Here is a 26369-nt window from a genome sequence, read left to right on the forward strand (position 1 = left end):
GCGCGTCATGACAACCGGCAGGTCCGCTCAAGCGCCCACGCGTTCGGAGGTTGCTCGGCGACCGCGTCGCGGCCCTGGTACTTCCACTGGCACACCGTTGTCGGGGTGATGCTCACCGGGGCGTAGCTCGCGCCACCAAAGCACGACAGAGAGTTCCAGTTATTGGAGACCATGCTGTAGCCCTGTGCCTTGCAGTATGCCTGGGCGTCGTCGAGGGTGATCGTCCCTTGGGAGGCCGCGGGCGGGTCGTCGCTCGGGGGTGGCGTGGTCTTGGTCGGCTTTCTCACGGGCTTGTGGGTCGGCTTCGTGGTGGGTGCGTCGGTGGTGGGCGCGCTGGTGGTGGGCTCAACTGGGGCTTTGGTGCGCGACGGCTTGCGGGTCTGGCTCGGCGTGCTCGGCTTGACGGGGCTCATGCTGGGCACGGCCTCGGCCGACAGTGACTCCCTGGTGGCCCCCGGTGTGGGCGTGCCATGCGCGGTCGGCGTCTCACGTGCGCTGGGGGTAGGCGAAGTCACTGGTAGCGACATCGCCAGCGTCACCCCCGCCGTGTGGTTGTCGGAGTCTCTGGGCACCAAGGCGAAGTAGCCGGTCACCACGGCGACGAGCAAGGCCGCCGCGCTCGCCGTCCCCATGATCAGGCCGCGCCGCCGACCGCCCCTTTTCTGAGCAGGTACGACAGCGGCTCCAGGAGCGGTCGGGACACCGACCGGAACTCCGGGCGCATCTGGGGCGGCGAAGCCTGCCGAGCGGGCGACCGGACGTGTGTGCCAGGCAGGGGACGGAAGCGCGCGCAGACGTTCGATCACCTGGGTGGCGGTGGGTCGCCGGGCTGGGTCCTTGGCCAGGCACTCCTCCAGCAGCGCCCGCAGCGGCCCCTCCAGCCCGCCGAGGTCCGGCTCGCCGTGCAGGATCGTGTGCAGGATGCCGGGGATCGAGTTGCCGGCGAAGGCGCGCTGCCCGGTGGCCGCGTAGACCATGGTCGCGCCCCAGGTGAACAGGTCGCCCGCAGGCCCGACCTCGCCGCCGGCGATCTGCTCGGGCGCCATGTAGGCGGGACTGCCGATGGGCTGGCTGCTGACGACCGACTGGCTGAGATCCAGCGCCCGGGCGATGCCGAAGTCTATGACGACCGGCCCGTCGGGCCCGAGCAGCACGTTGCCGGGCTTGAAGTCGCGGTGCACCACCCCTGCCTCGTGGATGGCCGCCAGGGCGGTCGCGGTGTTGATCGCCAGTCGCTGTAAAGCGGCCGCGCCGCGCGGACCGTTGTCCTCCACGGCGGTCTGCAACGATGGTCCGTCGACGAACTCGTTGACGATGTACGGCCTGCCTCCGACGAACCCGGAGTCGAGCACCTGGGCCGTGCAGAACAGCGCGACCCGTTTGGCGGTCTCCACTTCGCGCAGGAAGCGTCGCTGCTCGCGATGGTCGGCCATCAGGTGCGGGTGTAGCAGCTTGACCGCCACGAGCACGCCGTCGTCGCCCCGCGCCACATAGACGGTGCCCTGCCCGCCCGCCCCGAGCCGCCCCTCCAGGCGGTAGGGGCCGACCGTCCGGGGGTCTTCAGCTAACAGGGCCAGCACTTCGGCCACCAAGCCTCCAGCCAGTCAAGGGAGCAGAGATCGTATCAGAGCGGCGTCGTGGCTAGTTAAGAGATAAGTCAGAGTGCTCACTCAGCAATCGGATCTTCCTGTGGAAGATTTAGCCCGATATCATCGTTTCTGATATCTACTGCCCTTTATGTGATGGCTTGGGGTGGCAGAAGTGTGGTGGTGCCCCCGCGATGCCTGAGCGATAGACCCTCTCATAACGGCCATAATCCACTAAACACGCCGGCCGATATCCGGTCCGATCAAACGCCGCCGCCATGCGTCCCGGATGGAACTCTTCGGGGTCCAGCATCCGCCCGCCGCTGTGCGCATCCGTACAGGCTCTGGACGAGGAGGCGGCGGGCGAATGGGCGGCACGTGGCCACGAAAGGCCTAGATGCGGTGCGTGGTCCAGAACGACGACAGGTCGACCGTCGTCGCGGCCTGGGCGGCGGCCTTGAAGTCCGCCACCGTGGAGATGCCGTACCAGTGTGAGGCGGCGTAGTCGTGCAGGAGCGTCTGCATGGTCGACGTGCCGATCAGGCGGCGCAGGTCGTGCAGGGCGCACTTGCCGTAGGTGTAGACGACCGTGCTGTACCGGCTGGGATGGGCGTCCCAGTAGGCCATCGAGTTGCTGATCTTCTCGGCCGACGACTGCCAGGAGACGCTGTTCCAGCAGTTGGTGCCGCTGACTCCCCGGTACAGGTCGGTGGCGTAGTCGGCGAAGGACTCATCCAGCCATGGGGTGTTGTACTCGTCGTCGCCGACGATGCCGTACCACCACTGGTGGGCGAGCTCATGGGCGAGCGCGGTGGAGCTGACCACGTCAAGCACGAACCCCGGGTACTCCATACCGCCGAACCAGAAGTTGTTGTCAAGGACGACGTCGACCTCGTCGTAGGGGTAGGCGCCGAAGCGGTCGGCGTGGGCGACGAGCGAGTTCTTGGCGGTGTTCATCATCGAGGTGGCGCTGGAGGAGCTGACGCCGCTGACGCGGAAGACGTTCACGGTGACGCCCGTGCTGGTCGTGCCGGTGGTCTTGGTGAACGGGCCGGCCGCCCAGGCGAACTCGCGGACGTGGGTGGCGGTCGCGGTGGTGATCGTACGGCCGGCGCTGCCGGGGGTGTCCACAGAGGTGCCGGTCGCGGGCACGAGCAGCGAGCTCGGGTGGTCCAGGGTGACGTTGTAGTCGCTGGCGAGCTGGTAGAAGGACTCGCCGTTGTTGGTGTAGGGGTCCAGATGCCATCCGGCGCCGTCTCGTACGGCCAGCACGGGGAGGGCGTTGCCGATGAAGTTGTACGCGCCGTCGTGGCCGAACCGGTCGGCGCCGCTGGGCACGACGATGCTCAGGTCGAAGCCGACCGAGCCGTTCTGCCCCTGGGCGAGCGGCGCGGGGAGGGTGATCTTCAGCGCTGTGCAGGCGACGGTCAGCGGGCTGGGCGTACCGCCGGTGACGTTCGTGACCGTGATCGGCGTGGACGGGCAGCTTCCGTGAAAGTTGTCCCAGAGGCGCAGATAGACCTCGTTGAGGGGATCGGCGGACAGGTTCGTGAAGCTGACGCTCTCGTGGCCGGTCCACGTGGTGCCCGAGGAGTCGCTGGTGAGAGTCACGGTGTAGGAGGGCGAGCCTGGTGTACGGGTCGCGTCCGCCGCCAGGGCGGGGGTGGAGAGTCCGGCGAGTAACGCGACGATCGCGCAGAACGTCAGCATTCTTCGGATCATGGGCTGGCTCCTTGTGTGACGCTGGGGCCCCCGATCTGCCGACGAAACGTAACTTCTTAGGTCATACGGGTCAATATCGATGACAGGAAGTGTTATGGGTCGGGATGGTCTCAGCTGTAGGCCGAGCAAACCCGTTGCCGGTCCACCGGACGATCCGGGCGGGCGACGCAGCGGTGCAGGGCGACGTCAGCGGAGTCGTGGGCCAATTAGCGCTGCGCCGATCGCACCGGCCAGAATCTGCAGGTAGCAGTCGCGCTGGGGCGAGGGCGACGTGATCGGAGCAAAGGAGGCATGTGGACGAGAGTGCGTCGTTGGCCCAGCTTGCCCAACGACTGAAAGAGGTGGTGGGGGAGCTGCGCGGCATCCCCGTCGACGTCGAACGACTGGACGACAGCGAACTCGTCCGGCAGCAGATCGCACAGGCCGCCCGCACGGCCGGCGAGTTGCGCGCGATGCACCCGGTGGGCTCGCCGGACACCGGCCGCCAGGAGCAGCAGAGCCGCCTCAGTGTGCTGGACGAGCTGCGGCGCGGCATGGCGATGCGCACGATCATCCACTCGAGCGTGCTGGACGACCCGCGCAAGGCGGCCCGGATCGGGGAGCTGCACGCCGCCGGTGACCTGCACCGGGTCGTCGACGAGCCGATCCAGCAGCTGCTCGTCTTCGATCGCGCGGTGGCGTTCGTCCGGATCACCCCAGTCGCCCACTCGCCGGGCGCCCTGGTGATCAGGCAGCAGAGTCTGATCACCACCCTCATCGACCTGTTCGAGCAGACCTGGTCCAGAGCCCGGGAGGTCAGCGAGCCGACGCACCGGCTGACCCCGCGCGAACGCGAGGTGCTCGCTCTGATCGCCGAAGGACGCTCCAACGGCGCCATCGCCCGCGCCCTGTCGATCACGGAGGCGGCCGTCGGCAAGCACGTGGCCAGCGTGTTCGGCAAGCTCGAGCTCCCCGCGACCCAGGACGACAACCGGAGGGTGCTGGCGGTGCTCGCCTACCTGCGCGGCACGGCGAGGTAGTGCCAGGCCGACCTCGTCCTCGCCCCAGCCCCCATGCAGGCGGGGTGCGGCGAGGACTTCAATGACGTCATGCAGAGAATGACTGGATTACTGGTTGGCGCGGTCTTCGGCGCGGTCTTCGTGGTTGTCAACGCGCAGAGCCCGCTGAACGCCGTGAGCGTGAACCTCCTGCGGCTGGCCGCCTGCCTGGCAGCCGCGAGCGTGGTCGCCATGTGGTTCACCACCGCCCGGAAACAGCGGCCCGCCGCAGGACCGCGGCGGAACATGTTCAGCCGTGGTTACCTGATCGTCGTGGCCGCCGAGGCGATCCTGCTCTTCGGCGGGCTCCGGGTACTGGCCGCATGGGGACGTCCTGAACAGGCCAACGTGGCCTGGGTGGCGTTGGTGGTGGGCGTGCATTTCATCGCGTTGGCGCCGATCTGGAAGGACCGGAGCATCGCCGTGCCCGGCGGGGTGCTGACCTTGCTCGGTACTGCCGGCCTCGTTCTGGCCTCGACGGCCGCCGTCGCCTGGGTACCGCTCGTCAGCGGCGTGCTGTCCGGGGTGGTGCTCCTGGCCGGCGCCGTCACCTTCGGCTGGCGCGCCGCGACGGCTCGGACGGCTTAGGAGCACATCGCCACCCTGGCTTGACCCTAAGCGTTGATCATTCGGTGGGGCAGACTGCGCCCGGTTCCGGGAGTGTCAGGTCGATCAGGTATCTGGTGGCGTGACGGATCGGGCACTTCTTGCCCGACAGGTACATGACGTGACCGGGCCCGTCGTAGGGAATGGTCACCGATCCCGGGATCATGCTTGTGAAGCTCTTGGTCGAGGTGTAGTCGACCCACGTGGTGCCCACCCCTAGGAAGGGCGGCAGACCCCGCGTGAGCAGCGGGCGGGATGGATTGGCGACCGGCAGTGGCCAGCCTGTGCAGCCGAGCGCGTCGATTGCCGCTCCCGCGTACTCAGGTGAGATCTTCCGCGCTTTCCTACGGAAGTCCTCAAGCTGGGCATAGCTGGAGTATCCGCGGTCATCCCCACAACTCATCACCTGCGCTGCCGGCGTTGCCGCGTACCGCACGTTGTAGAGGGCCTGATCGGCGAACCCTGACCCGTCCCCACTCCGCGCCTTGTCCACCGCGTCTGCAAAGGTGAGCCAGTTGGCGTTCTGCCGCCCCGGATCGAGAGGGAGGGTGGATGTCAGCAGCCATCCAGTCAGCTTCCCATCGCCGTACTGAGATGAGGTGACCGGAATCGGATGGCGATCAGCATCTCGCAGGAGCCTGCGCCACACCGCCTCGGCGTCCTGACCATGCAGTGCGCAAGCGGCAGTTTTCGTGCACCAGTCGGCGAACCTGGTGAACATCTGTTGCATGACGGGCAGGGCCAGCAGCCGCTGCGCGGGCCAGCCCTCGGTCTGGTTGTTCACTCCGTCGAGATACATGGCCCGGATGCGCTGCGGGAACAGACGAGCATACGCGGCGGCCGCCGACCCGCCGATGCCGCTGGCCATGAAGCTCAGCCGCTGTTCGCCCAGCGCCTTGCGGATCGCCTCGGTGTCTCTGGCGATCGACACGGCGTCCAAGTGCGCGAACAGCCCCGTCGTGTCCGCCTGCCGGCACTGCGTGAACGCGTCGTTCATCGCGGCGGCCATCGTCGCGAGTTCCTTTGCGTTGCGCGGGTCGTGCAGGAACCCCCCGGGCTGCGTGCATGCTTGGGGCATGTGTGCGATCCACGTGGTGGTACGCGTGTTGTAGCCGACCAGATCGAACCTGCGCCGCAGCTCGGTGAGATCCGCTGCGGAACGGGTCAGGTCCTGGATCCCGTAACCACTGGAAATGCCCAGGACGCTGCCGATCCGGCGTGCGGGCTCGGTGGCCGACAGCCGGGCCAGATCCAGCGTGATCTTCTGCCCCTCCGGCTTCGCCCAGTCCGCGGGCACCTCGATCGAGGCGCACTGCATGTCCGTGGGCACGCCTTCGCTCCCGCAGTCCCGCCACCTCAGCCGCCCGTCATCACGGGAAGCTGACGCCGCCGGGGCCATCACCGCCAGCATTGCCGCTATCACGGCGATGACCGGCCATGTGCTCCTACCGCGTACGCCGCCGCGGCGTGTGCTCAGGTTCATTGCGCGAATCGCGATCATGATCCCAGCGTGCCGTCGCGGACCGGCGGTTTCTTCCTACCTCGAGATGGATTCGGCAGAGGCGATCTAGGATCCTCGTCCTACTCTCCAGGGTGGACCAGGCCTTCGTCAGGCAATGATCACGGCTCTACGGCCGAGCCGCCTCAATGCCCCCATCGCAGGAGCGCATGTCGTCGGCACCCGGGGGCGAACTGCCAAGGGGATCATCAGCGGCGGTAGAGCGGTAACCTCGGGAGGCTGTCAGGCGCGCTTCACCGATATCAGACTGGCCGCCAAGGCGTACGGCGGCGATATCAAGGAACGCAAGGCAACCTGAATGATCCGGAGTGAAGCATGGTGGATCGTGCGAGATTTCCGTTCCGAATGGTAGTAGCGGTAATCGGCGCCCTCCTGGCCGCCGGATGCGCCCGGCAAGCAGATTGGTATCCGATCGAAACCGCTGCTGTCGGCTCCGATGGCCGCACGATCACAGCCGAAATTGTCACTGGCAAGCCGGGCTCCGATGGAAAGTTTTGCGAGGAGGTCACCGGTACCGAAGTATCAGAATCCGCCAAGCAGGTCGTTCTGGGAATCAAGGCTCGCAACAATTGCGAACCACTCTTTCCTTGGGAGCACGGAATTGACTCAACGTACATAGGGTACGGCCGCAGGTATCAGTTTCACCTGAAGAGCCCTCTTGCGGGACGCCAGTTGCTCGACCAGGCAACCCAGCAAGGAGTCCCGATCTTTTAGCAACAAACGTGCTGTGCGGGCGACACGCCAGGCCGGCGGAGGTTCCGGCGGCGATCAGGTCTGATGCGGGGCCGTGTCAGCGGCCGTGTCAGCACGACAACGGCCTGGTATCAGAGCGGTCGGCGATCGTGGATGCCATGAACGGTTCAGCGATCGCGGCCTCGGGGCTGCGAAAGGCGTACAAAGACAAGATCGTGCTCGACGGCATCGACCTGGATGTCCGGGCCGGCACGATCTTCGCCCTGCTCGGGCCCAACGGCGCCGGGAAGACCACGACGGTGAACGTGCTGACCACGCTGCTGACCCCCGACGCCGGGAAGGTGGTCGTCGCCGGGCACGACGTGGTCACGGAGACCAAGGCGGTGCGCGCGGCGATCGGGGTCACCGGGCAGTTCGCTTCGGTGGACGACCTGCTCACCGGCGAGGAGAACCTGCTGCTGATGGCGGATCTCCTGCACCTGCCCAAGGCCGGACGAATAGCCGCCCGGTTGCTCGACCGGTTCGATCTGGGTGAAGCGGCGGGCAAACCGGCGGCGTCCTACTCCGGCGGCATGCGCCGCAAGCTGGACCTTGCCATGACGCTGGTCGGCGAGCCGCAGATCATCTTCCTGGACGAGCCCACGACGGGACTCGATCCGCGCAGCCGCCGCACCATGTGGGAGATCATCCGGGAACTGGTCGCCAGCGGTACGACCATCTTCCTCACCACCCAGTATCTGGAAGAGGCCGACGAACTCGCCGACCGTATCGCGGTACTCGATCAGGGGCGGCTGGTCGCCGAGGGCACCGCCGATGAGCTCAAGCGCCGGGTTCCCGGCAGCCATGTCCGGCTGCGGTTCGCCGATCGGCACGCACTCGACGTCGCGGCACAGGTCCTGCACGGGTCCACCATGGACGCCGAAGAGCTGGCCTTGCGGGTACCCGGCGACGGCGGGGTGCGGTCGTTGCGCGCGCTGCTCGATCGGCTCGATGCGCACTCCATCGACGTCGAGGAACTGTCGGTGCATACACCGGACCTGGATGACGTCTTCCTCGCCCTCACCGGTCCCCAGAACAAGAAGGTCAACGCACGATGAACGTCATCTCGGACTCCGCGACCATGCTGCGGCGCAACTTCCGCCACACGATGCGAAATCCCCTGGCAATGTTCAACGGCATCATCATGCCGATCGTTCTGATGTTCCTGATGGTCTACGTGCTCGGCGACGCGTTCAGCGTCGGCGTCAACTATGCCGACTACGCGACGCCAGGGTTGATCCTGACGGCCATCTGCTACGGCATCAGCCCCACCGCGATCGCGGTGAACTCCGATATGACGAGCGGATTCATCAACCGGCTTCGCGTCATGAGCGTGTCCCGGTCCGCGGTGCTGAACGCGCACGTGATCGGGACCCTGCTACGGGGCCTGGTGGCCATCGCGCTCATCATCGGGGTCGCGTTCCTGATGGGATTCCGGCCGTCGGCGAGTTTCGCGCAGTGGCTCGGCGTGATCGGCATCGTCGTGTTGGCGGTACTGGCGATCGGCTGGCTGACCGTCGCGTTCGGTCTCGCGTCGAAGTCGCCGGAGAGCGCGGGCCTCGTCGGCGTCCCGCTGATGCTCCTTCCCTTCTTGAGCAGCGCATTCGTGCCGGCCGACAAGATGGGCCCTGGTGCGCGGCAGTTCGCCGAGTACCAGCCGTTCACCTCGATCATCGAAACCCTGCGCGGGCTGCTGACCGGCGCGCCGTCGACGGGCTCGACCATCACGGCGATCGCCTGGTGTGTGGGGATCATGTTGATCGGCTACTTCTGGGCACGCGCGTCGTTCACGAAGCGAGCGTGATCTCCGCCAGCTCATGCCAATCCCGCCGCTGTCCGTCACGGGTCGCCTCGGTGAACACGGTTTCACCGAGGCGATCGCGCGTGTCCGCGGCGATCCTGGATGCGTCCGGCTGCGAACGATCCGGTGTGCCGCGCACGCCGTCGCTCGCCGCGAGCAGTCGTACGGCCTGCTCGTCCTGTCCCTGGCGCAGCGCGAGATCCGCGATCCCGATCAACACCTCGGCGATCAGCGGCTGATACGTCGTCTCCACAGCCGCGCGGAACGCATCCCTCCGATGCGCGCGGGCCTCCTCGAGGTCCCCGGTGAGATAGCCGTGCAGGTCCATGGCCCTGACGAGGGTCGAGCCGGTCATTTCCTCGCCGCCCAGCATCGCCCGCACTGTGGCCAGGTGCCGGCGTGCCTCATCCGGCTCGCCGCGCCAGCGCGCCAGCTGCGCCTTCACAAGCTCCAGGTCGGTAAGCGCCTCCGGCCAGGTGATCCCGCCCGCGCACCGCTGCGCTTCCTCCATGGCGGACGCGCTGGAGCGCTCATCGCCGACCAGCCAGTACAGCTGGGCCTGCCGCGCCCGCAGGCTGACCACTTCCTCCCTCACGCCGAGCTCGGTCAGCGCCGTGCCCGCCTCTTCGTAGAGCTCACTCGCACGTGCGAACTCGCCGCCCATGGCGAGCCGATCGGCCAGGAAGGTCAGCGCCAACGAGATCCCCATCCGGTCACCCAGCGTGCGGAACTCGGCAAGGGCGATTTCGGCGTCGATGTCCACATCGGTCTCGTCGCCGCCGAGCGTGAGCCGGAATCGGCCACGCGTGAGCCTGGCCTGCGCGCGCACCCATGGATCATCGTCCGCGATGAGCGGCTCCAACGTGGGCAGGAAGTCCGTCGGGTCCTGCAGAATCCGCTCCCAAAGCGCGACGAACCCGAGCATGGGGTGGCGAGACCTGCTGCGCTGGGTGATCCGGTACGCCTCGCGGATCCACTCCTGCGCCTGATACTGATCGCGACCGACCCCGGAGGTCAGGAACACTGTCACGATGGTGTAGGCCAGCGCCCGCACCTCATCGGACACCTCACCGGGCATCGAGGCCGCCGCGACGCTCAACTCGGTGCCCTCGGCCCTGCGCCCGGTGAGGAACCAGTACCAGCCCGCGGACCCGACCAGCCGCATCGCCTCCTGGGCCCATCCTTCGGCGATCGCCCCGCGCAGGGCCGCGTTGAGGTTGTCGTGCTCGGCCTCGAGCGTGGCCAGCCATTCCAGCTGCTCGGCCCGGCGCAGGTGCGGATCGGCCGTCTCGACCAGCTCGGTGAAGTAGGCGAGGTGCGCCCGGCGCGCCAGCTCGCTCTCCCCGGCTTCGGTGAGCCGGTGCGCCGCGTACTCCCTGATGGTGTTGAGCATCCGGTAGCGCGGCGTGCCCTCGCCGTCGGTGAGTAGCAGCGACTTCTCGATCAACGCGGTCAGCAGGTCGAGCACCTGCTCCCCGGCGAACGCCCCGTCCCCGCACACCCGTTCGGCCGCTTCCAGGCTCGCCCCGCCGGAGAACACCGAGAGCCGCCGCAGCACGCCACGCTCGGCCTCGGTCAACAGATCCCAGCTGTAGTCCACGACCGCACGCAGCGTCTTGTGCCGGGGAAGCGCCGTACGGCTGCCGCCGGTCAACAGACGGAAACGGTCATCGAGCCCACGTGCCAGCTGATCGATGGACATGGTGCGCAGCCGTGCCGCGGCCAGTTCGATCGCCAGCGGTATCCCGTCCAGCGCCCGGCAGATCCGCGCCATGGCCGACAAGGTGTGCGCGTCGGAGCCGATGTCCTTGCGTACCAAACCCGCGCGGTCCCGCAGCAGCCGCACCGCGGGCGAGGACCCGACCTCGGCGGGGTTCGCTTCCATCGCGGGCAGCGCGAGTGGCTCGACCTGCCACAGAACCTCCCCGGTGATACCGAGCGGTTCTCTGCTCGTGGCCAGAATCCGCAGCCTCCGGCACTCCCCCAGAAGCCGATCCGCGAAGGCCGCGGCCGCCTCGATCACGTGCTCGCAGTTGTCCAGGATCAGCAGGATCGCGCGCTCCCTGACTGCGGCGATGAGCCGATCCATCGGCTCCCCGCCTCGCTCACCACCGAGCAATGGCTGCTCACGCAGGCCGAGCGCGGTCAGGGCGGCCTGCGCCAGGTCACCGCCTGCCTGCACCGAGGCCAGTTCCACCAGCCACGCCCCATCCGGCAGCTCGGTGAGCATCGTCCGCGCGGTCTCCGTGGCCAGTCTTGTCTTGCCGGCGCCACCCGCCCCCGTCAAGGTGACCAGCCGGTGCCCGATGGCCAGAACGGCGACCGCGGAGATGTCATTGTCCTTGCCGACGAAACTCGTCAGCTCGGCGCGGAGGTTCGTCCTGCGATTCTCCGCTCGCTCGCCCAGCTCGCCACGGAGCAACGCGGTGTGCAGCGCGGAGAGCTCGGCCGATGGATCGGCGCCCAGCTCCTCAGCGAGCAGTTCGCGTGTCCGCTGGTACAGGGTCAGCGCCTCATTCCCGCGCCCCGCCTCGGCGAGCGCTCGCATCAAGGCCGCCACGAACCCTTCCCGCAGCGGATACGCGGCAACCAGCTCGGTCAGCTCGGAGACCAACTCCGAGCCACGGCCGAGGCGGATATCCGCATCCACCCGATCCCCGAGCGCGGCAACGTGGAGTTCGTCCAGACGCGCGATCGCGGCGTCGAACGCATCGCTGCCTCGCAGTGCGATGTCCGCCATGGCCGTACCGCGCCACAACTCCAAGGCCGAGCGCAGCAGATCCGCCCGTGCCGCAGGCTCGGCGGTGCGGGCCTGGCCGACCAGCCGCTCGAACCGGCCCACGTCCACGGCGTCGGGAGCCACGGCCAACCGGTACCCGCCGGAATCGGCCTCGATCACACCGTCCGGCAGCACCCTGCGCAGCCTGGACACCAACGCCTGCAAGGCATTCACTTCGTCCGCGGGCGGCTGCTCCCCCCAAACCCAGTCCACCAGCCTCGCACGCGTGACGATCCGGCCAGGTTCGAGGGCGAGGGCGGCCAGCAGTGCGCGCAGCCGAACCCCAGGAACCTCCACCACGGCCCCATCGCGGTTCTGGACCTCGAACGGCCCGAGCAATCCGACTCTCACATGGGCAATTGTGCCGAACCCCGGCGACAACCGACTAATCGCCACTGCGCGCAGTCCGCAAACACCGCCGACCTTCAACGGACGGTCAGGGCGCTGGTCATCTCCTCACGCAAGCCGCCGTTGATGATCAGTGCGCGAAGGCCTGGGCGACGGCAAGGCTGTCTTCATAGACGTGGTGTCGTGTGACGAGGCCGTTTTCGACCGTGAGGTGCAAGGCGAACCGGGCGCGATAAGCGCGCCCGGTGGATCGGGCGGTCTGTCGAATCTCACCCAACACCACCGCGTCAGCATCGTCGACCAGAATGCGCTCAACCTGAGTGTCCACCTCCTCAGGAACGTGATGCTCGGCGATCTCTCGGTAGTGGGCAGCAGCATCAGCGCGGCCGGACCGGTGCTGGATCCATGGTGTAGCGGCGCGGCCGTGCTCCGCCTCGGGCCAGTCCAACTTCCAGTCGCTGTGCTCGGCGTACATCTCAGCAATCTGTTCAGGGTCGCCTGCACCGATCCGGCGCAGCAACTCCTCCACCACAGCTCGCGTGCTCATGGACGTGGCAATTACCGACATGGCCAGCCTCCTCAGAACCACAACAGGATTGGACGAGCCCACCTTGCCAGCGCCTCCTACGCCGCAGCGATTACCTCCCACGTAATCGGCCTCGGTGGCGTGCTCGGGCCTCTGCATGTACTCGATGGATGACACGTAGATCAGTCCGATCGCATTGAGTCGCGGCGAACACGCGTGATGTCGGCACGGCGCGTTGAGCCGCTGATGAAGAGGATGGTGGACATGCCCACCGGTGAACTCGCCGAGGTTCGGTGATCACACAGGCGATCGCAGACGCGGCGCCGGTCGAGACCATATCGGGCCGTGGGCGTCGTGAACGATCAGGAACCTGCAGCCCAGACAGGACTGGCGGTCTTCGAGACCACCGAACGGAACATTCGTCCAAGACACCCTGGCCTGAGCTTGTGATGCTCGATCTCGTGTCTGGTACGGCTCCACGTGCGGAGGCCGCGGAGCTCCGAGCGGCAGGAGAGGTGATGACGGCCGTGAACAGCGCGCCAGAGGTTCAGGTGGCGAGTGGTCGGCTGCGGGGTCGGATGGACCAGGGAGTGGCAGCGTTCCTCGGGATCCCGTACGCCGCCCCGCCCTTCGGGGCGCGCCGCATGCGGCCTCCCGAGCCACATGTGCGGTGGGAGGGCGAGCGCAGCGCTACCGATTACGGGCCGACCTGCCCGAAAGGCAACGACGGTCCGGAGATCGCAGCGCTGTTCCCGGAGGTCGTGATCCCTGGTGAGGAGTGCCTCAACCTCAACGTGTGGACCCCCGACCCCCGGGGAGCAGGCTTACCGGTACTGGTCTGGATTCACGGCGGCATGTTCACGAAGGGGTCCGGATCCGCCGCCGGCTACCGCGGCACCTCCTTCGCCCGCGACGGGGTCGTGTGCGTCACGATCAACTACCGGCTCGGTGCCGAGGGCTTTCTCTACCTCGATGACGGCACCGCCAACCTGGGGTTGCTGGACCAGATCGCCGCGCTCGAGTGGGTCCAGGGCAACATCGCCGCCTTCGGTGGCGATCCGGGGAAGGTGACCGTCGCCGGCCAGTCCGCCGGGGCCATGAGCGTCATCACCCTAATGGCCATGCCCCGCGCCCGAGGCCTGTTCCGCCAGGCGGTCGCCCAAAGCGGGGCGGCCGCCCAGACACTCACGGCTGAGACCGCCGCGGGCGTCGCCTCAAGGCTGGCTGAGTCGCTCGGGGTCGCCCCGACCCGCAAGGCCTTCAGCGAGGTGCCAGTCGAACGGCTCGCGCTGGCGGCGTCCGCCCTCGTCGAGGAGAACCAGACCGCCCCGGATCCGGCCAGGTGGGCAAGCCTCCCCTTCGCCCCGGTCGTCGACGGCGACACCCTCCCCGACCACCCTCTCGACGCCTTGAGAAGGGGCGCCCGCAGCGGCGTGCGGCTCCTGGCCGGGTGGAACCGGGACGACATCCGGATCGGCCTCGTCCCCACCGGCATGATCGACATCGTCGACGAGCGCATCCTCTCCGCAGTCGTGGGCGCCCTCGGCGCGCCCGACGCGACGGTCGAGCGCTACCGGGCAGCCCGGCCGGGAGCGAGTAACGGGGACCTGCTCGCCGCCGTGACCACCGACTGCTTCATTCGGGTTCCGGCGATCCGGGTCGCCGAGGCACGCCTCGATGCCGGCGCGGCCGACACCTGGATGTACCGCTTCGACCACGAGTCGCCGAGCTTCGCCGGCCGCCTCGGCGCCGCCCACGCGGTGGAGCTCCCGTACGTGTTCGACCTCCTCGACGAGGAGTCCACCCACGCCCTCATCGGTGACGAACCACCACAAATCGTCGCCGATACGGCCCACGGCGCCTGGGTCCGCTTCGTTGCCGACGGCGACCCGGGCTGGCCCCGATACACCCTGGCCGACCGGTCCACTGCACTGATCGACGAGGGGATCACCGTCGTCGACGCCCCCGACGGTGCCGAGCGCGAGGGGTGGGCCGGCCGACGCTGATCGGCAGTTGTCATTCGGTGTCGACCGTGTGGCTCAACGTGGCGATCCATTTGACGAAGACAACAAGGGGGCGTCATGGGACGAGACCAGAACCAGCAGCAGAGCGCCGCCAGCGGAAGGATCCTTGCCGGGCACCGGGGCTGCGCGGTGTCGCGCGCCCGAGCTGTGTCTTGAGAATGGTCGCGTTGTGGCCGCCGCGAAGCGGCTCCTATCATGTCGGTGTGGGATCAGCCGAGCTGGTTCGCGCCGGTGTACCTCGATGGGAGATCACGGTCCCGTCGCGTCCTGGCCGGCTGCCGGGGGTCGTGATGGCAGGGTTCAGCGACCAAGCGAATGAGCTCCGCGACGTCGCGCTGGTCCCGCACCCCGCGGTTATGGTGATCTTCGACCTCGGCGACGAACCGTTCGTCATCGAAGACGGCTGTGGTTCGCAGCAGCGAGGAAGCGTCGTCGCCGGGCTCGCACCCATGAGGGCTCGGGGGCGGGGGCTGGCCAGAAGTTCCGAGTGCCTCCAGTTGCGGCTTTCGCCGAGGGTCGCATACGCGGTCTTCGGCGCCTCCTCGGAGCTGGGCGGGACGGTGGCCGCCCTCGATGATCTCTGGGGACGAGAGGCCGTGCGAATCCAAGAGCGATTGCGTGCCGCCGGGTCGTGGGAGGACCGGTTCGCGATCGCGGAGGCTGCGCTGGCTCGGCGGGAGGACGCAGGCCGAGCTGTCGACCCGGAAGTCGCCTTCTCCTGGGCACAGATGGTGGCTAGCCGAGGGCAGGTACGTGTCGAACGACTGGCCGCCGAGACCGGATGGAGCCGCAAGCGCCTTTGGTCTCGCTTCCGCGCCCAGGTCGGCCTCACCCCCAAGCGTGTCGCCCAGCTCATCCGCTTCGACCGCGCGGCCCACGGTCTCGCCGCCGGCCATAGCGCCGCCTTGGTAGCGGCAGGAAGCGGCTACGCCGACCAGTCCCACCTGCACAGAGACGTCATAGCCTTCGCCGGGATGACGCCGACTGCGGTTGCGGTCACGCCGTTTCTCGCGCTCGACGATGTCGCGTGGCCCCCCAAGCACGCATCTGGCAGGTGACGTGAGCGAGCGCTACGGCCAGTACCGATGCCCGTCGCGCTGACCACGAGAGTGGAACATTTTCCAAGACATCCCGCCTGCGCGCTTGCGATGTTGGCAGTCATGTCGAGCATGTCGAAGAACAGCGCGGATGGGGACCATCCAGCGATCGAGGCGTACGGCCTGGTCAAGATCTACGGCGAGAACCGAGCACTGGACGGGATCGACCTCACGGTCCGGCGCGGTCAGGTGTTCGGGTTCCTCGGCCCCAACGGAGCGGGCAAGACCACCACGATCCGCATCCTGGCCACCTTGACCCGGCCTGACAGCGGCACCGCCCGTGTCCTCGGTCACGACGTGGTCAGCGAGCGGGATGCGATCCGGGCCCGGGTGGCCGTGACCGGCCAGTTCGCCGCCCTTGATGAGGACCTGACCGGGTATGAGAACCTGATCAGCCTCGGTCGTCTCCACGGCCTGTCCCGCGCCGCGAGCGCAACGGGTCCTGGCCGGCGCCCTGAAGGGGACGGTCCACCTCGCCGCCGACCCGCTCGCCCTGTCCATGCTGCTTGTCACCCCGGCTGACACGACAGACGTGGGCCGGCTGGTCGGGCACGCGCTGACCCAGCTCGCCGAGGCCCGCGTGGGCGTCGCCGAGGTCACTCTCGGCCAGCCCAGCCTGGACGAGGCCTTCCTCGCCCTGACCGGCCACACGGCCGGCCCGGCCACCACCGACCACCAGGACGTGAACGTATGAGCACCCCGGCCGCCATCACGCGCCCCACCGCGGCGGAGACCTACCAGATCGACATCCTGCTCGCCGCAGGCCGGCCACGCCGCCGTGAGCGTGTCCCAGGCGTGGTGATCCGCAAACGCGCCCCACGCTCCACGCAGCGAATCGACGTGACCCGCCTTCCAGAAGACGTCGTGGCGCTCATCGACGCCCTCGAGCCCGGTGAGAACTTGGTCCTCACGCGTGACGGCGCGTCGATCGCGACGATCTCCAGCACCATTGACGTGGTCACGCGGCGCATTCGGGCAGCGGGCGTGCCTGTTCCGCGCCAGGCCGCCCGCGTGCCCGCCCGTCTGGTGTGCTGGGGCCTATAGTGCGCGCATCAGCTCATGGCGGCGGCTTGTCTGCGCATCAGCAAGTGGCCGCGGCGGAATCGTTCATCCTCCAAAGGCTCGCGCAACATCCGCGCCACCTCGACGAACTCTTCCTTGCGGGCCAGGTCGGCCAAGTCATCGATCGGCCAACGGTAGGCCGGCGTGACCTTATGGTCGAACTGCAGCACCGGACCGCCCTCGGATTCGAAGAAGCCGAGCAGGAGGTAACCACCTGGGGCCAGCACCCGGCGGAACTCGGCAAAGTACGGCGGCAGCTCCGATGGCGGGATGTGGATGACGGAGTACCAGGAGAGCAGACCGCCCAGCTCGCCGTCGGCCACGTCGAAGGCGCCCATCGAACCGACCTCGAAACGCAGGTCAGGATGGTCTTTGCGGGCGATGTCGATCAGTGCTGGAGACAGGTCGATGCCGAAGGCGTCCAGTCCGAGGTTACGCAGGTGTGCCGTCATGTGCCCGGGACCGCAGCCGGCCTCGGCGACGGGCCGGGGTCCGGCGGCCCTTACGAGTTCGGCGAACACGGCGAGTATCGCGCGATCCAGTGGCAGGCGGTCGAGCGAGTCTCGGGCGAGGTCGGCGTAGAGGTCGGCGACGGCGTCGTAGGCGTCCGCCGTCGCGGTCAGATAGGGGGAGGATTCAGCCACGGCGGACGACTTTAGTTCATCGGTCGGCGAAGGTCGTCGATCATCGACCGGTCGGCGCGTCCGTTCCGTTCCGGTCGGCTAACCGCGACCTCAACGAGTCTCATAGACGACGTGGGTACGGTCACGTCCACGGACGTGACCCGGCGCAGGTGGCGAGGGCTGTGGTCGGCGCTCGCGTTCGCTGGAACCTTGGGTTTCGGCTGCGGGCTGGGCTTCTCGGTAGGACAAGCGGCCCAAGGGCCTGAGCAGCTCAGAGTCCAGGCCTTCGGGCCACCGGCATCCACTGGTTGGGATCGTCGTCGAAGGGCGTCCCGGTGGACACGCCTAAACTTGGCCACTATCTGAAGGAGGGGTGATCGTGGCGACCAGAGAGATCGTTGACCCGCCGGCTGAGGTGCTGGCAGAGGCCGCGTCCGTTTTCACCTTGTTGTCCTCGCCTCCTCGGTTGCACATTGTCTGGGTGCTGGCGCAGGGCGAGTGCGACGTGACCGGGCTGGCCGAGCGGGTGGGTGGCGCGCTTCCGGCGGTGAGTCAACACCTGGCCAAACTCAAGCTCGCAGGCCTCGTCCGGTCGAGGCGCGAGGGACGCAGGGTGATCTACCTGATCGACGACGATGACATCGTGGCCACCGTTCACGGCTTGGTCGGGCGACTAACCGAGCGGGCGGGCCTCTCCGGGGAACGCAGGCATGGTCTGGGCGCCTGAAGCGGGCGCCAGTCAACTCCAAACACTGCGACTGCTGGAAACCGGGCCGCGCGGCCTGGCGGAGGCGCAGGCCGAGACCCGTCTTTTGGAGTACGGCGAGAACACGGTCCCCTTCCAGCGGCCGACGTCTTGGCCTCGTCGGCTGGCTCGAAGCCTGCGCGACCCGTTCACGATGGTGTTGCTCGCGTTGGGTCTGGTGTCCGCCGTGATCGCTTCGTGGGGTACGGCGGGCGTCATCGTGATCCTGGTCGTGGCCAGTTGCCTGCTGCGCTCCAACGGCGAGTACCAGGCCGACCGCTCCACCCTGGCGCTGCGGAAGCTGGTGGCCGCCACGGTAACCGTCCGGCGGCGTACCTCGGAGGACGCCGAGCCGCATGAGCGGGAGATCCCGATCGACCAACTCGTCCCTGGTGACGTGATCAAGCTGAGTTCGGGGGACCTGGTCCCGGCCGATGTGCGGCTGCTGCGGGCCAGTGGTCTGACGGTGCACCAGGCGCCGCTGACCGGCGAGTCCGCGCCCGTGCCCAAGCAGGCACGCGACCTGCCCAACGGCGAGGACCATCTGCTGTGGCAAGGCAGCAGCGTGGCCTCGGGCACCGCGCTGGCCGTGGTGACGGCCACGGGAGCTGACACCCTGTTCGCCGGCGCCTACCAGGCGCCGGTGCGGAGGCTTTCGGCCTTCGACCGTTCGGTGAACGGCATCTCCTGGATCTTGATCCGCGTCATGCTGATCATTCCGCCGGTCGCGCTCGTGGCCAACGCAATGCTGCACGGGACGGGATTGGAGGCGCTGCCGTTCGCTGTGGCGGTGGCCGTCGGGCTGACGCCGGAGATGCTGCCTGTCGTGGTGACCACGGCCTTGGCTAGGGGGTCGGCCTTGCTGGCGCGCGATGGTGTGATCGTCAAGCGGCTTCCCTCGCTGCACGATGTGGGCGCGATCGATGTCATGTGCATGGACAAGACCGGCACGCTCACTCAGGATCGTCCCGTGGTCAGCGGCTCGGTCGCCCCGGACGGCCGGGCCGATCCCGAGGTGCTGCGCTGGGCAGCCGTCAACAGCTTCTGGACGCTGCACCTGACCGACCCACCGACGCCTGATCCTCTGGACGAGGCGATCCTCGAGAGCGCGCCGGATCTGGGCGACGTCGAGGGGCTGGATGCCACGCCGTTCGACCCCTCGCGAAGGATCTCCTGCGCGCTGGTCCAGGAGAGCGGCAGGCACGTCGTGGTGGTCAAGGGGGCCGTGGAAGCGGTGCTGGAGCGATGCGCGATGAGCACGCAGGAGCGGCTGCGTGCGGGCGAGGTCGCCGAGGCCCTGGCAGAAGCCGGGGCGCGGGTGCTCGCGGTCGCCGTTGCCGAGCGCCTCGCTCTTCACCACCTGGGCGAGGAGCGCGAGCTGGAACTCACCGGCTTCGTCACCGTGGTCGACGAGCCTTCACCAGAGGCGGCCCACGCGCTGGCCATGCTGGCTCGTAGGGGGATCAGACTGAAGGTGCTGACCGGAGACCACCCGGCAACTGCCGCCCGCGTCTGCCGGGAGTTGGGACTCAGGGTGGAGGCGGTGGTCGATGCATCCGCTCTGACGCCGCAAACGCTCGACCGGGCCACGGTGATCGCCCGCTGCACCCCGGAGGACAAGGCCCGCGTGGTGACCGCGCTGAAGGAGGCCGGGCACACGGTCGGTTTCCTCGGTGACGGCGTGAACGACCGGCCCGCGATGAGTGTCGCTGACGTCGGTATCTGCCCGCGGGACGCTGTGGACGTGACCCGGGAGGCCGCCGACATTGTGCTGGCGGCCAAGGATCTCACCGCGGTCGATCATGCGGTTGTGGTCGGGCGGCGTAGCACCGGCAACATCCTCACCTACCTGCGCATCGCGTTGTCGTCCAACGTCGGAAATGTGATCGCGATGCTGGCGGCGGGACTGGCGCTGCCGTTCCTGCCGATGCTGCCCGTCCAGGTGCTGGTGCAGAATCTGTGCTTCGACGCCGCGCAGCTCGCTTTCGCCTTCGACCGGGCCGATCCGGCAGTACTTCGCCGGCCTTTCCTGCTCCGGCCACGTGGCATTCTCCGCTTCATCCTGGGATTCGGCGCCCTGAACGCCGTGGCGGACCTGGCCACCTTCGCCGTCCTGACCCGGGTCGTCGGCGTGGAGGGGGAGTCGGCCTTCCACACCGGCTGGTTCATCGAGAACATGCTCACCCAGGCCGTCATCATGTTGCTGCTGCGCCCGACCACGCGGGTGTCGCGTCCGCTCGGGCTGGCCACGGGCGCGCTGGCCGCGGTCGGCCTGCTGCTGCCGCTCTCGCCGCTGGCGGGCGCGTTCGGACTGCTCGCGCTGCCTGCCGCGAGTTACCTGTGGCTGTTGCTGGTGGCCATCGCGTACGGCGGGGTGTTGCTTGTTCTCAGCCGTAGGAGAGATTGGAACAGGGATCGTCGTCGGCCGAGCGTGCCTTGCCGTTGAGTGTCGTAGGCGTCGGAGCGGGGGCGGCTGACGTGGCGTAGTCGCTGCCGAGGATGAGCGTGATCCCGGGGGCGGCGACGGGCACGCGCTCGGCCTTGGGATGGAGCCGGGCCACCGTTCTGGCCTGGTCGGTGGCGGCCGGACCGTACTGGATGACGGTCTTGAGGGTGCTCTGGGAGGCGGCGGTGCCGACCGCGGTGACGGTGAAGCCGGCGGCCTTGAGCTCGGCGGCGGCGCGGGCCGCCAGGCCGCTGACGGTGGTGCCGTTGTAGACCGCCAGGTTGATGCCGGCACCGGAGACCGGCTTGGGGGCCGACTTGGCGGAGGGCTTGGCGGAGGGGCGGACCTTGCCGCTGGCGTCCGCGCCGTCCAGGGTGCGGTCGGCCTTCAGGGCCGCCCACAACTGCTCCGCTTCGGACTGGACGACGGCCACGCGGGCGCCCTGATAGCGCCAGGGCAGCGTGACGAACTTGGTGTTGTGCAGGTCGATGTCCTTCAACCCGAGGGCGAACGACAGCAGCTTGTCGGCCGAGCCGAGTCCGGGGTCGACGGTCATCGAGGCGGCGGCCGCCTCGGCCAGCGGCAGGAGCGTCACGGGGTCCAGGCCCTGTGCTTTGACCTTCTTGATCAGGCTGCCGATGAAGGCCTGCTGGCGCTTGATGCGGCCGATGTCGGAGCCGTCACCGAGGCCGTGGCGGATGCGGACGTAATCCAGAGCCTTCTGACCGGAGACGGTCTGGAGCCCTTTGGCGAAGAGGAGTTGACCGCGAGAGCCGCGGTTGGGGTTGAGGTCGCCCTGGTAGACGTAGTTGGGCAGGCAGACCTGGACCCCGCCGACCGCTTCGGTGATCTTTGCGAAGCCGTCGAAGTCGACCACGATCGTGTGATCGATCCGCAGCCCGGTCAGCTTCTCCACGGTGTTCTGGGTGCAGGCGGGGTTGCCCTTGGCGGTCACGCCCACGGTGAAGGCGGAGTTGAACATCGCGCCGGTCTGGGGTGCCGTCCAGGTTCCATCGGGCAGGCGGCAGCGCGGGATGTCCACCAGCGTGTCGCGAGGTATCGAGACCGCCACCGCGTGCTTGCCGTCGCCGTAGACGTGGACGAGCAGGGTGGTGTCGGAGCGGCCGACGGCGCCGGTGCCGCCGCCCAGCTTGGCGTTGTTACCGGAGCGGGAGTCGGAGCCGATGATGAGGATGTTCTGCCCGGCGACGTTGGCGGCGGGACGGTTGCCGTCGATGCCCTGCCCGTCGAAGGTGTTGATGCTGGAGCTGAGTTTGGCGTAGACCGTGCCGGCCACGCCCGCGACCACGGCTACCAGCGCCGTGACGGCGAGCACGACCAGCGGCGTCCGGCTGCGCCGGCGCCGCGCCCGTCGGGGAACCCGGCCCTGCCCGTGCCGCGTTTCCCTGGTAGGTCTGCTCATGCTCGCTCCCGGCACCCCAGTTGTATAGTTGCGCAATATAGCAAGCATGTGACGTAGGACCGACGGGGCAGGGACATGCGGGTAGGGGAGCAACAAAGAATCGTCGCGCTCATGCTGTGGGCGCTGGTGTGCGTACTCGACTTATACGAATGGGTGTTGATCTTCTAAGCGGAACATGTGTCGGACAGCTTGGCGGTGGCCGCCATCAGGGTTTTGATGGGTTTCGGCGCCGGAGTGCGGGGGCCGGCCTGAGCGGGAGTGCCGTGGGAGCGGGCGATGGCCTTGCGAACGGCGGCCCGGATGCGAGGGAAGTCGGGGTAAGCCGGGTTGTAGTGCGGCGGCACGAACGACAGCGTGCTCACACGAGCGCCCTTGACCCTGTCGGCCAACGGCACCAGGTCCTGCAGCAGGCCGCGTGGAACGTCGGTCTTGAACGTCTGCCGCGCCGCGCGCGCGAGCTGGTTGAACTTGAACAGCACCGTGCCGGGATCGAGTTGGTCGAGCATGGCTGAGATCACGCAGTGCTGACGGCGCATGCGCGTGTGGTTGTCGCCGCCGGCACAGGTGGACCCGTCGTGGTCGCGGGCCCTGCCGTACCAGAGAGCGTCGTTGCCGTTCAGCCGGCGGGTGCCGGCCTTGATGACGCCACCGTCACTGCGCCCCACGCCGAAGCAGATGTCCTGCTCGACGTGGATGCGCACGCCGCCGAGCGCGTCGATCAGGCGGGCCACGCCCCACATGTTGACCAGCACGTAATAGTCGATCTTCAGTCCGAGGATCTCTCCGACCGCGCCCTTGATGGCCTCCGGCGCGCGGGTGGGTGAGTTGTGGAAGGGCGCGGGGTGGGTGTCGGCGTACTGCCAGACCGCGTTGAGCAGATCCTCCGACGCCCGGCCGGGACCGGGTATGTAGAAGCCCTTGGGGGGTGGGAAGAGCCTGCCCATCACGCTGCCCTTGGGAAAGGGCGCGTTCTCCATCTCCCTGGGCAAGGCGAACAGCACGGTGTCGCCGCTCTTCACGTCCACGCTGGCGACGTTGATGCTGTCGGTGCGGATGCTCCCGTCCCGACCGGCCGCGCCGTCCCCGCCGAGGAGCAGGATGTTGACTCTGGCGCGGCCTGCCCATGGGTCGGCGTGGTTGATGGGGGTCGGCTCGGGCGCGGTGAACACATCGCTCAGCGTGGAGTCCACCTCCGACACCGCCCGCGAGGCCACCACGAACGGCGACAGCACGGCCGCCACCAACCCCAGCGCCACCGCGTCCGACCACAGCAGCCGCCGTCGCGGCCGGACCGCCGCGTAGGAGGCGACCACCAGCAGCGCCCAGGCCACGCCGACGCCGATGGCACCTCCGGTGAGTGCCTTGGCCCAGGATTCCTCGGTCAGCATGGCCGCACCGCCCGACGACAGCACCATTGCGGTCGCCGCGACACCCCCGATCAGGAACAGCGCGAGCAGGCCGAACCCGATCACCCGATGGCCGGCCCGCAGGTGTGCGGCGCCAGGAACCAGGATCGACAGCAGCGTCCAGCCGATCGCCGCCCCCGCGCCGATGTTCTTGCCCATCTGCCCTCTTGCTCCGCATCTCGCGCGCCAACCGCGCCCCTGCCGTCCGTTATAGGGGCACTCGCGATCATAGATTCGAGCATGGTTGCCCAACTGCGCAAGTTTTTGACTATTCCGCGCCTGGACGTGAGGCTCGCCAGAGACGCGCCTCACCTCCGGCCTCGTCGACAAGCCCCAGCACACGGTGGACGCCGTTAGCGACCTCGGGCCGATCTCGCAGCGTCCACACGTCGTCGCCCAGCCGGATTCCGCCGAGTCGGCGCAGCTGCCGCTGGCCGCCCGAGGCGGATTGCGCGGCTGCGCAAATCATGAAGCCAGTACTATCTCCCTGCTAACTGGCGATCTACGGGGAGAGGGGAGGCTGAGGGGTGTCACGTGCGGCCTGGGCGCGAAGGGGGCCGCTTCGGCTTCCAGCCGCAGCGCCTGCTCCGCGATCGACATCGCCGGGGCAGATTCGTCGTCGCGGAGCTTGGCGGTCTCGGCCTTGAAGACGCGCAAGGAGCGGCCGACCGAACGGGCCATGTGGGGCTTATCGGCGCCGAAAGCACCGCCAGGGCCAGGGGGACGATGGGCAGCTCTCTTGCTCCCAGGTCGTCCACGGCGCTTCCCCGTAGGGCGACCAGCGATTTCCCGAAAGGGGATGGCCATCGACTCGCATGGACTGCTCTTGGGGCCGTGCTCGACAGCGGAGGTGTAGGCGGTGCGGATGACATGGCGGGCTCGGCTGCGGTACTGGTTCGACGGAACCATGGATCGCGGCACGCCGGCGTTGATCGGGTGGCTCGGGCTGGCGTCGGTGGCGCTGATCGCGCTGGTCACCGTTCTGGTGGTGGTCTTCACCCAGGAAGACACCGAGGCCAGCGGTGGCTGGTTGGGCGTGTTCTGGATGAGTCTGCTGCGCACACTGGATCCAGGCACGATGGGCGGCGACGAAGGCAGCCCGGTGTTCCTGGGCTTGATGCTTGCGGTCACGGTCGGCGGAATCTTCATCGTCAGCTCACTGATCGGCGTGATCACAACCGGGCTGGAGAACCGGATCGGCGAACTGCGTAAGGGGCGCTCCCAGCTCATCGAGCGCGGGCACACCATCGTGCTGGGCTGGTCAGATCAGGTGTTCACGGTGGTGCAGGAACTGGTGCAGGCGAACCAGAGCGAGCGGCGCTCCTGCGTGGTCGTCCTGGCCGACCGCGACAAGGTCGGCATGGAGGATCAGATACGCGCTCGCATTCCCGAGCCGGGCCGCACCCGGGTCATCTGCCGTTCGGGGAATCCACTCAAGCATGCCGATCTGGAAGTGGTCAGCCCGGACACCGCCAAGTCGATCATCGTGCTGCCACCAGCCAGTGACGAGGCCGACATCGCCGTCATCAAGACGCTGTTGCTGCTGAACAACCGATCCTGGCGCGCCGAGCGGCCGCACGTGGTCGCGGCCGTGCAGGACTCGGAGAACCTGGCCGCCGCCCAACTGGCAGGTGGTGAGATGGCGCTGGTCATCGACGCCGACGACATCGCCGTACGACTGGTCGCTCAGTCCCATCGACAGACTGGCCTGTTCACCGTCTGCCGCGACCTGATGGACTTCGCGGGCAACGAGTTCTACATGCGCAGAGAGCCGCGTCTGGTCGGAACCATCTACGGCGACGCGCTCGGCGCTTACGAGCGCGGCGTCCCGGCCGGGCTTCGCACGGGGGACGGCCGGACCCTGGTCAACCCACCGATGGACACCCCGATCACTGCCGCGGATCAGCTGATCGTGCTGGCGGAGGACGATCTGCTCATCAGCCTGGCCGACCAGCGCGCGCCGATCATGGAGTCCGCGATCGCCTCGGGCGCCGAGCAGTTGCCACTGCCGGACCGGACGCTGCTCATCGGCTGGAACAACCGTGGCTCGAAGATCTTGGACCTGTTGGACCGGCTCGCCGAACCGGGGTCGGTCGTGGACATCGCCTCCTCGCAGCGGCCGGAGGAGACGCTCGCCGTTCCCCGGGTGAACCTGACGGTGGACTACAAGGTGTGCGAGCCGACCTCCCGACGCTCGCTGGAGGCCTTGAACCTGGGCGGCTACCGGCACTTGGTGGTGTTGTCCAATGATGGGGCCGATCCAGACCACGCCGATGACCGGACCCTGGTGACCCTGCTGCACCTGCGCGACATCGAGGTACGGCTGGGCGATCCGTACTCGATCGTCACTGAGATGAACGACGACCACAACCGGGAGGTCGCCCAGGTGACCATGGCTGACGACTTCATCGTCAGCCGCAAACTGATCAGTCTCCTGCTCACGCAGCTCAGCGAGAACCCGCACCTGCACGCTGTCTTTGCCGAGCTGTTCGACCCGGCGGGGGCGGAGATCTACCTCAAGCCCGCGGCGAACTACCTGCTGCCTGGTATGGAGGCCAACTTCGCCACCGTCATCGAGGCGGCCAGGCGGCGAGGGGAGAGCGCGGTCGGTTACCGGCTGGCCTTGCACGGGGACGAGCCGCCGTCCTACGGCGTGGTGTTGAACCCGTCCAAGCGCGACCCCCTGATGCTCGGCGACAAGGACAGCGTCATCGTGCTGGCACAGGACTAACCGCTGTCTGCATGGCAGCGCGGCCTACCCTGACCGAGGGCATGTACGGCAGGCGAAAGAGCTGACGGGTAGTTCGCCGCTGGGCGGGTCGGTGAACAGATCGCACGCAGCGGTAGCCGATCTACGGGCGTAATCCTGGGTCATCTCGGTGCGGCC

The 26369-nt window shown here is 68.0% G+C and carries 23 protein-coding genes; 13 read left to right on the forward strand and 10 right to left on the reverse strand.

The annotated features are described in order from the left end of the window. Positions 1-5 precede the first annotated feature (5 nt). Complete coding sequence (locus tag ABZ297_RS05265; RefSeq protein ID WP_355339694.1) at positions 6-1589, reverse strand: protein kinase; 1584 nt, start codon at positions 1587-1589, stop codon at positions 6-8. 390 nt (positions 1590-1979) lie between these two features. Beyond that, on the reverse strand, positions 1980-3308 hold the full coding sequence (locus ABZ297_RS05270; protein ID WP_355339697.1) for a M1 family metallopeptidase: 1329 nt from the start codon (positions 3306-3308) through the stop codon (positions 1980-1982). A gap of 293 nt (positions 3309-3601) precedes the next feature. Between ABZ297_RS05270 and ABZ297_RS05275 the strand changes: the two genes are divergently transcribed. Further along, positions 3602-4327: a LuxR C-terminal-related transcriptional regulator gene (locus ABZ297_RS05275; RefSeq protein ID WP_355339700.1), complete on the forward strand. Its 726-nt coding sequence runs from the start codon at positions 3602-3604 to the stop codon at positions 4325-4327. Between the two features lie 78 nt (positions 4328-4405). Then, positions 4406-4933, forward strand: a complete 528-nt coding sequence (locus ABZ297_RS05280) for a hypothetical protein (protein ID WP_355339703.1) — start codon at positions 4406-4408, stop codon at positions 4931-4933. Between the two features lie 37 nt (positions 4934-4970). Here ABZ297_RS05280 and ABZ297_RS05285 read toward each other — a convergent pair whose 3' ends face one another. Continuing rightward, on the reverse strand, positions 4971-6452 hold the full coding sequence (locus ABZ297_RS05285; protein ID WP_355339706.1) for an alpha/beta fold hydrolase: 1482 nt from the start codon (positions 6450-6452) through the stop codon (positions 4971-4973). A 333-nt stretch (positions 6453-6785) separates the two neighbouring features. Between ABZ297_RS05285 and ABZ297_RS05290 the strand changes: the two genes are divergently transcribed. The 3 genes from ABZ297_RS05290 to ABZ297_RS05300 all read left to right on the forward strand — a co-directional run bounded on the left by ABZ297_RS05290 (position 6786) and on the right by ABZ297_RS05300 (position 9006). Next, positions 6786-7184, forward strand: a complete 399-nt coding sequence (locus ABZ297_RS05290) for a hypothetical protein (RefSeq protein WP_355339709.1) — start codon at positions 6786-6788, stop codon at positions 7182-7184. A 137-nt stretch (positions 7185-7321) separates the two neighbouring features. After that, the gene (locus ABZ297_RS05295; protein WP_355339711.1) at positions 7322-8260 is read left to right on the forward strand and encodes an ATP-binding cassette domain-containing protein; all 939 of its coding nucleotides are present in this window, start codon (positions 7322-7324) and stop codon (positions 8258-8260) included. Further along, a complete protein-coding gene (locus ABZ297_RS05300) occupies positions 8257-9006 on the forward strand; it encodes an ABC transporter permease (protein ID WP_355339714.1) in 750 nt (249 codons plus the stop codon). The genes ABZ297_RS05295 and ABZ297_RS05300 overlap by 4 nt, the downstream gene beginning before the upstream one ends. Here the strand turns inward: ABZ297_RS05300 and ABZ297_RS05305 are convergent. Then, a complete protein-coding gene (locus tag ABZ297_RS05305) occupies positions 8990-12211 on the reverse strand; it encodes a BTAD domain-containing putative transcriptional regulator (RefSeq protein ID WP_355339717.1) in 3222 nt (1073 codons plus the stop codon). The genes ABZ297_RS05300 and ABZ297_RS05305 overlap by 17 nt on opposite strands. 49 nt (positions 12212-12260) lie before the next feature. Beyond that, a complete protein-coding gene (locus ABZ297_RS05310) occupies positions 12261-12698 on the reverse strand; it encodes a nuclear transport factor 2 family protein (RefSeq protein ID WP_355339720.1) in 438 nt (145 codons plus the stop codon). Between the two features lie 476 nt (positions 12699-13174). Here ABZ297_RS05310 and ABZ297_RS05315 point away from each other — a divergent pair, with 476 nt between their 5' ends. The 5 genes from ABZ297_RS05315 to ABZ297_RS05335 all read left to right on the forward strand — a co-directional run bounded on the left by ABZ297_RS05315 (position 13175) and on the right by ABZ297_RS05335 (position 16821). Beyond that, positions 13175-14662: a carboxylesterase/lipase family protein gene (locus tag ABZ297_RS05315; protein ID WP_355339723.1), complete on the forward strand. Its 1488-nt coding sequence runs from the start codon at positions 13175-13177 to the stop codon at positions 14660-14662. A gap of 308 nt (positions 14663-14970) precedes the next feature. Continuing rightward, positions 14971-15738, forward strand: a complete 768-nt coding sequence (locus ABZ297_RS05320; RefSeq protein WP_355339726.1) for a helix-turn-helix domain-containing protein — start codon at positions 14971-14973, stop codon at positions 15736-15738. A 111-nt stretch (positions 15739-15849) separates the two neighbouring features. Next, positions 15850-16299, forward strand: a complete 450-nt coding sequence (locus tag ABZ297_RS05325) for an ATP-binding cassette domain-containing protein (RefSeq protein WP_355339729.1) — start codon at positions 15850-15852, stop codon at positions 16297-16299. Then, a complete protein-coding gene (locus ABZ297_RS05330; protein ID WP_355339732.1) occupies positions 16277-16471 on the forward strand; it encodes a hypothetical protein in 195 nt (64 codons plus the stop codon). Before ABZ297_RS05325 ends, ABZ297_RS05330 begins: the two co-directional genes overlap by 23 nt. Further along, positions 16468-16821, forward strand: coding sequence for a hypothetical protein (locus ABZ297_RS05335; RefSeq protein WP_355339734.1), 354 nt, complete (start codon positions 16468-16470; stop codon positions 16819-16821). The genes ABZ297_RS05330 and ABZ297_RS05335 overlap by 4 nt, the downstream gene beginning before the upstream one ends. A gap of 8 nt (positions 16822-16829) precedes the next feature. Here the strand turns inward: ABZ297_RS05335 and ABZ297_RS05340 are convergent, their stop codons facing one another. Then, positions 16830-17483: a class I SAM-dependent methyltransferase gene (locus tag ABZ297_RS05340; RefSeq protein WP_355339737.1), complete on the reverse strand. Its 654-nt coding sequence runs from the start codon at positions 17481-17483 to the stop codon at positions 16830-16832. Positions 17484-17835: 352 nt separating this feature from the next. Between ABZ297_RS05340 and ABZ297_RS05345 the strand changes: the two genes are divergently transcribed. Next, on the forward strand, positions 17836-18189 hold the full coding sequence (locus ABZ297_RS05345) for a metalloregulator ArsR/SmtB family transcription factor (RefSeq protein ID WP_355339740.1): 354 nt from the start codon (positions 17836-17838) through the stop codon (positions 18187-18189). Beyond that, positions 18173-20653: a magnesium-translocating P-type ATPase gene (mgtA, locus tag ABZ297_RS05350; protein WP_355339743.1), complete on the forward strand. Its 2481-nt coding sequence runs from the start codon at positions 18173-18175 to the stop codon at positions 20651-20653. Before ABZ297_RS05345 ends, mgtA begins: the two co-directional genes overlap by 17 nt. On the opposite strand, the gene ABZ297_RS05355 is transcribed toward mgtA, so the two are convergent. The 4 genes from ABZ297_RS05355 to ABZ297_RS05370 form a co-directional block, all read right to left on the reverse strand. Further along, complete coding sequence (locus tag ABZ297_RS05355) at positions 20595-22076, reverse strand: LCP family protein (protein WP_355339746.1); 1482 nt, start codon at positions 22074-22076, stop codon at positions 20595-20597. The genes mgtA and ABZ297_RS05355 overlap by 59 nt on opposite strands. Positions 22077-22240: 164 nt before the next feature. After that, on the reverse strand, positions 22241-23641 hold the full coding sequence (locus tag ABZ297_RS05360; RefSeq protein ID WP_355339749.1) for an LCP family protein: 1401 nt from the start codon (positions 23639-23641) through the stop codon (positions 22241-22243). 109 nt (positions 23642-23750) lie between these two features. Beyond that, positions 23751-23951 (reverse strand): Chromate resistance protein ChrB, encoded by a 201-nt coding sequence (locus ABZ297_RS05365; protein ID WP_355339752.1) that lies wholly within the window; start codon positions 23949-23951, stop codon positions 23751-23753. Continuing rightward, positions 23948-24391: a twin-arginine translocase TatA/TatE family subunit gene (locus ABZ297_RS05370; RefSeq protein WP_355339755.1), complete on the reverse strand. Its 444-nt coding sequence runs from the start codon at positions 24389-24391 to the stop codon at positions 23948-23950. The genes ABZ297_RS05365 and ABZ297_RS05370 overlap by 4 nt, the downstream gene beginning before the upstream one ends. Here ABZ297_RS05370 and ABZ297_RS05375 point away from each other — a divergent pair. Next, entirely contained in the window at positions 24348-26213 is a 1866-nt protein-coding gene (locus tag ABZ297_RS05375; protein WP_355339758.1) for a potassium transporter TrkA, read from the forward strand. The two genes, ABZ297_RS05370 and ABZ297_RS05375, sit on opposite strands and share 44 nt — an antisense overlap. Positions 26214-26369: the final 156 nt, after the last annotated feature.

Source organism: Nonomuraea sp. NPDC005983 (assembly GCF_040614375.1).
Taxonomy (GTDB): Bacteria; Actinomycetota; Actinomycetes; order Streptosporangiales; family Streptosporangiaceae; genus Nonomuraea.

Bases quoted from the DNA above. Each gene is read 5' to 3' on its own strand.
- ABZ297_RS05310 (WP_355339720.1), bottom strand. From the start codon at position 12,698: ATGTCGGTAATTGCCACGTCCATGAGCACGCGAGCTGTGGTGGAGGAG.
- ABZ297_RS05355 (WP_355339746.1), bottom strand. From the start codon at position 22,076: ATGAGCAGACCTACCAGGGAAACGCGGCACGGGCAGGGCCGGGTTCCC.
- ABZ297_RS05370 (WP_355339755.1), bottom strand. From the start codon at position 24,391: ATGGTTCCGTCGAACCAGTACCGCAGCCGAGCCCGCCATGTCATCCGC.
- ABZ297_RS05375 (WP_355339758.1), top strand. From the start codon at position 24,348: ATGACATGGCGGGCTCGGCTGCGGTACTGGTTCGACGGAACCATGGAT.
- ABZ297_RS05360 (WP_355339749.1), bottom strand. From the start codon at position 23,641: ATGGGCAAGAACATCGGCGCGGGGGCGGCGATCGGCTGGACGCTGCTG.
- ABZ297_RS05320 (WP_355339726.1), top strand. From the start codon at position 14,971: ATGGCAGGGTTCAGCGACCAAGCGAATGAGCTCCGCGACGTCGCGCTG.
- mgtA (WP_355339743.1), top strand. From the start codon at position 18,173: ATGGTCTGGGCGCCTGAAGCGGGCGCCAGTCAACTCCAAACACTGCGA.
- ABZ297_RS05270 (WP_355339697.1), bottom strand. From the start codon at position 3,308: ATGATCCGAAGAATGCTGACGTTCTGCGCGATCGTCGCGTTACTCGCC.
- ABZ297_RS05300 (WP_355339714.1), top strand. From the start codon at position 8,257: ATGAACGTCATCTCGGACTCCGCGACCATGCTGCGGCGCAACTTCCGC.
- ABZ297_RS05365 (WP_355339752.1), bottom strand. From the start codon at position 23,951: ATGATTTGCGCAGCCGCGCAATCCGCCTCGGGCGGCCAGCGGCAGCTG.
- ABZ297_RS05280 (WP_355339703.1), top strand. From the start codon at position 4,406: ATGACTGGATTACTGGTTGGCGCGGTCTTCGGCGCGGTCTTCGTGGTT.
- ABZ297_RS05330 (WP_355339732.1), top strand. From the start codon at position 16,277: ATGCTGCTTGTCACCCCGGCTGACACGACAGACGTGGGCCGGCTGGTC.
- ABZ297_RS05290 (WP_355339709.1), top strand. From the start codon at position 6,786: ATGGTGGATCGTGCGAGATTTCCGTTCCGAATGGTAGTAGCGGTAATC.
- ABZ297_RS05335 (WP_355339734.1), top strand. From the start codon at position 16,468: ATGAGCACCCCGGCCGCCATCACGCGCCCCACCGCGGCGGAGACCTAC.
- ABZ297_RS05315 (WP_355339723.1), top strand. From the start codon at position 13,175: ATGACGGCCGTGAACAGCGCGCCAGAGGTTCAGGTGGCGAGTGGTCGG.
- ABZ297_RS05285 (WP_355339706.1), bottom strand. From the start codon at position 6,452: ATGATCGCGATTCGCGCAATGAACCTGAGCACACGCCGCGGCGGCGTA.
- ABZ297_RS05295 (WP_355339711.1), top strand. From the start codon at position 7,322: ATGAACGGTTCAGCGATCGCGGCCTCGGGGCTGCGAAAGGCGTACAAA.
- ABZ297_RS05325 (WP_355339729.1), top strand. From the start codon at position 15,850: ATGTCGAAGAACAGCGCGGATGGGGACCATCCAGCGATCGAGGCGTAC.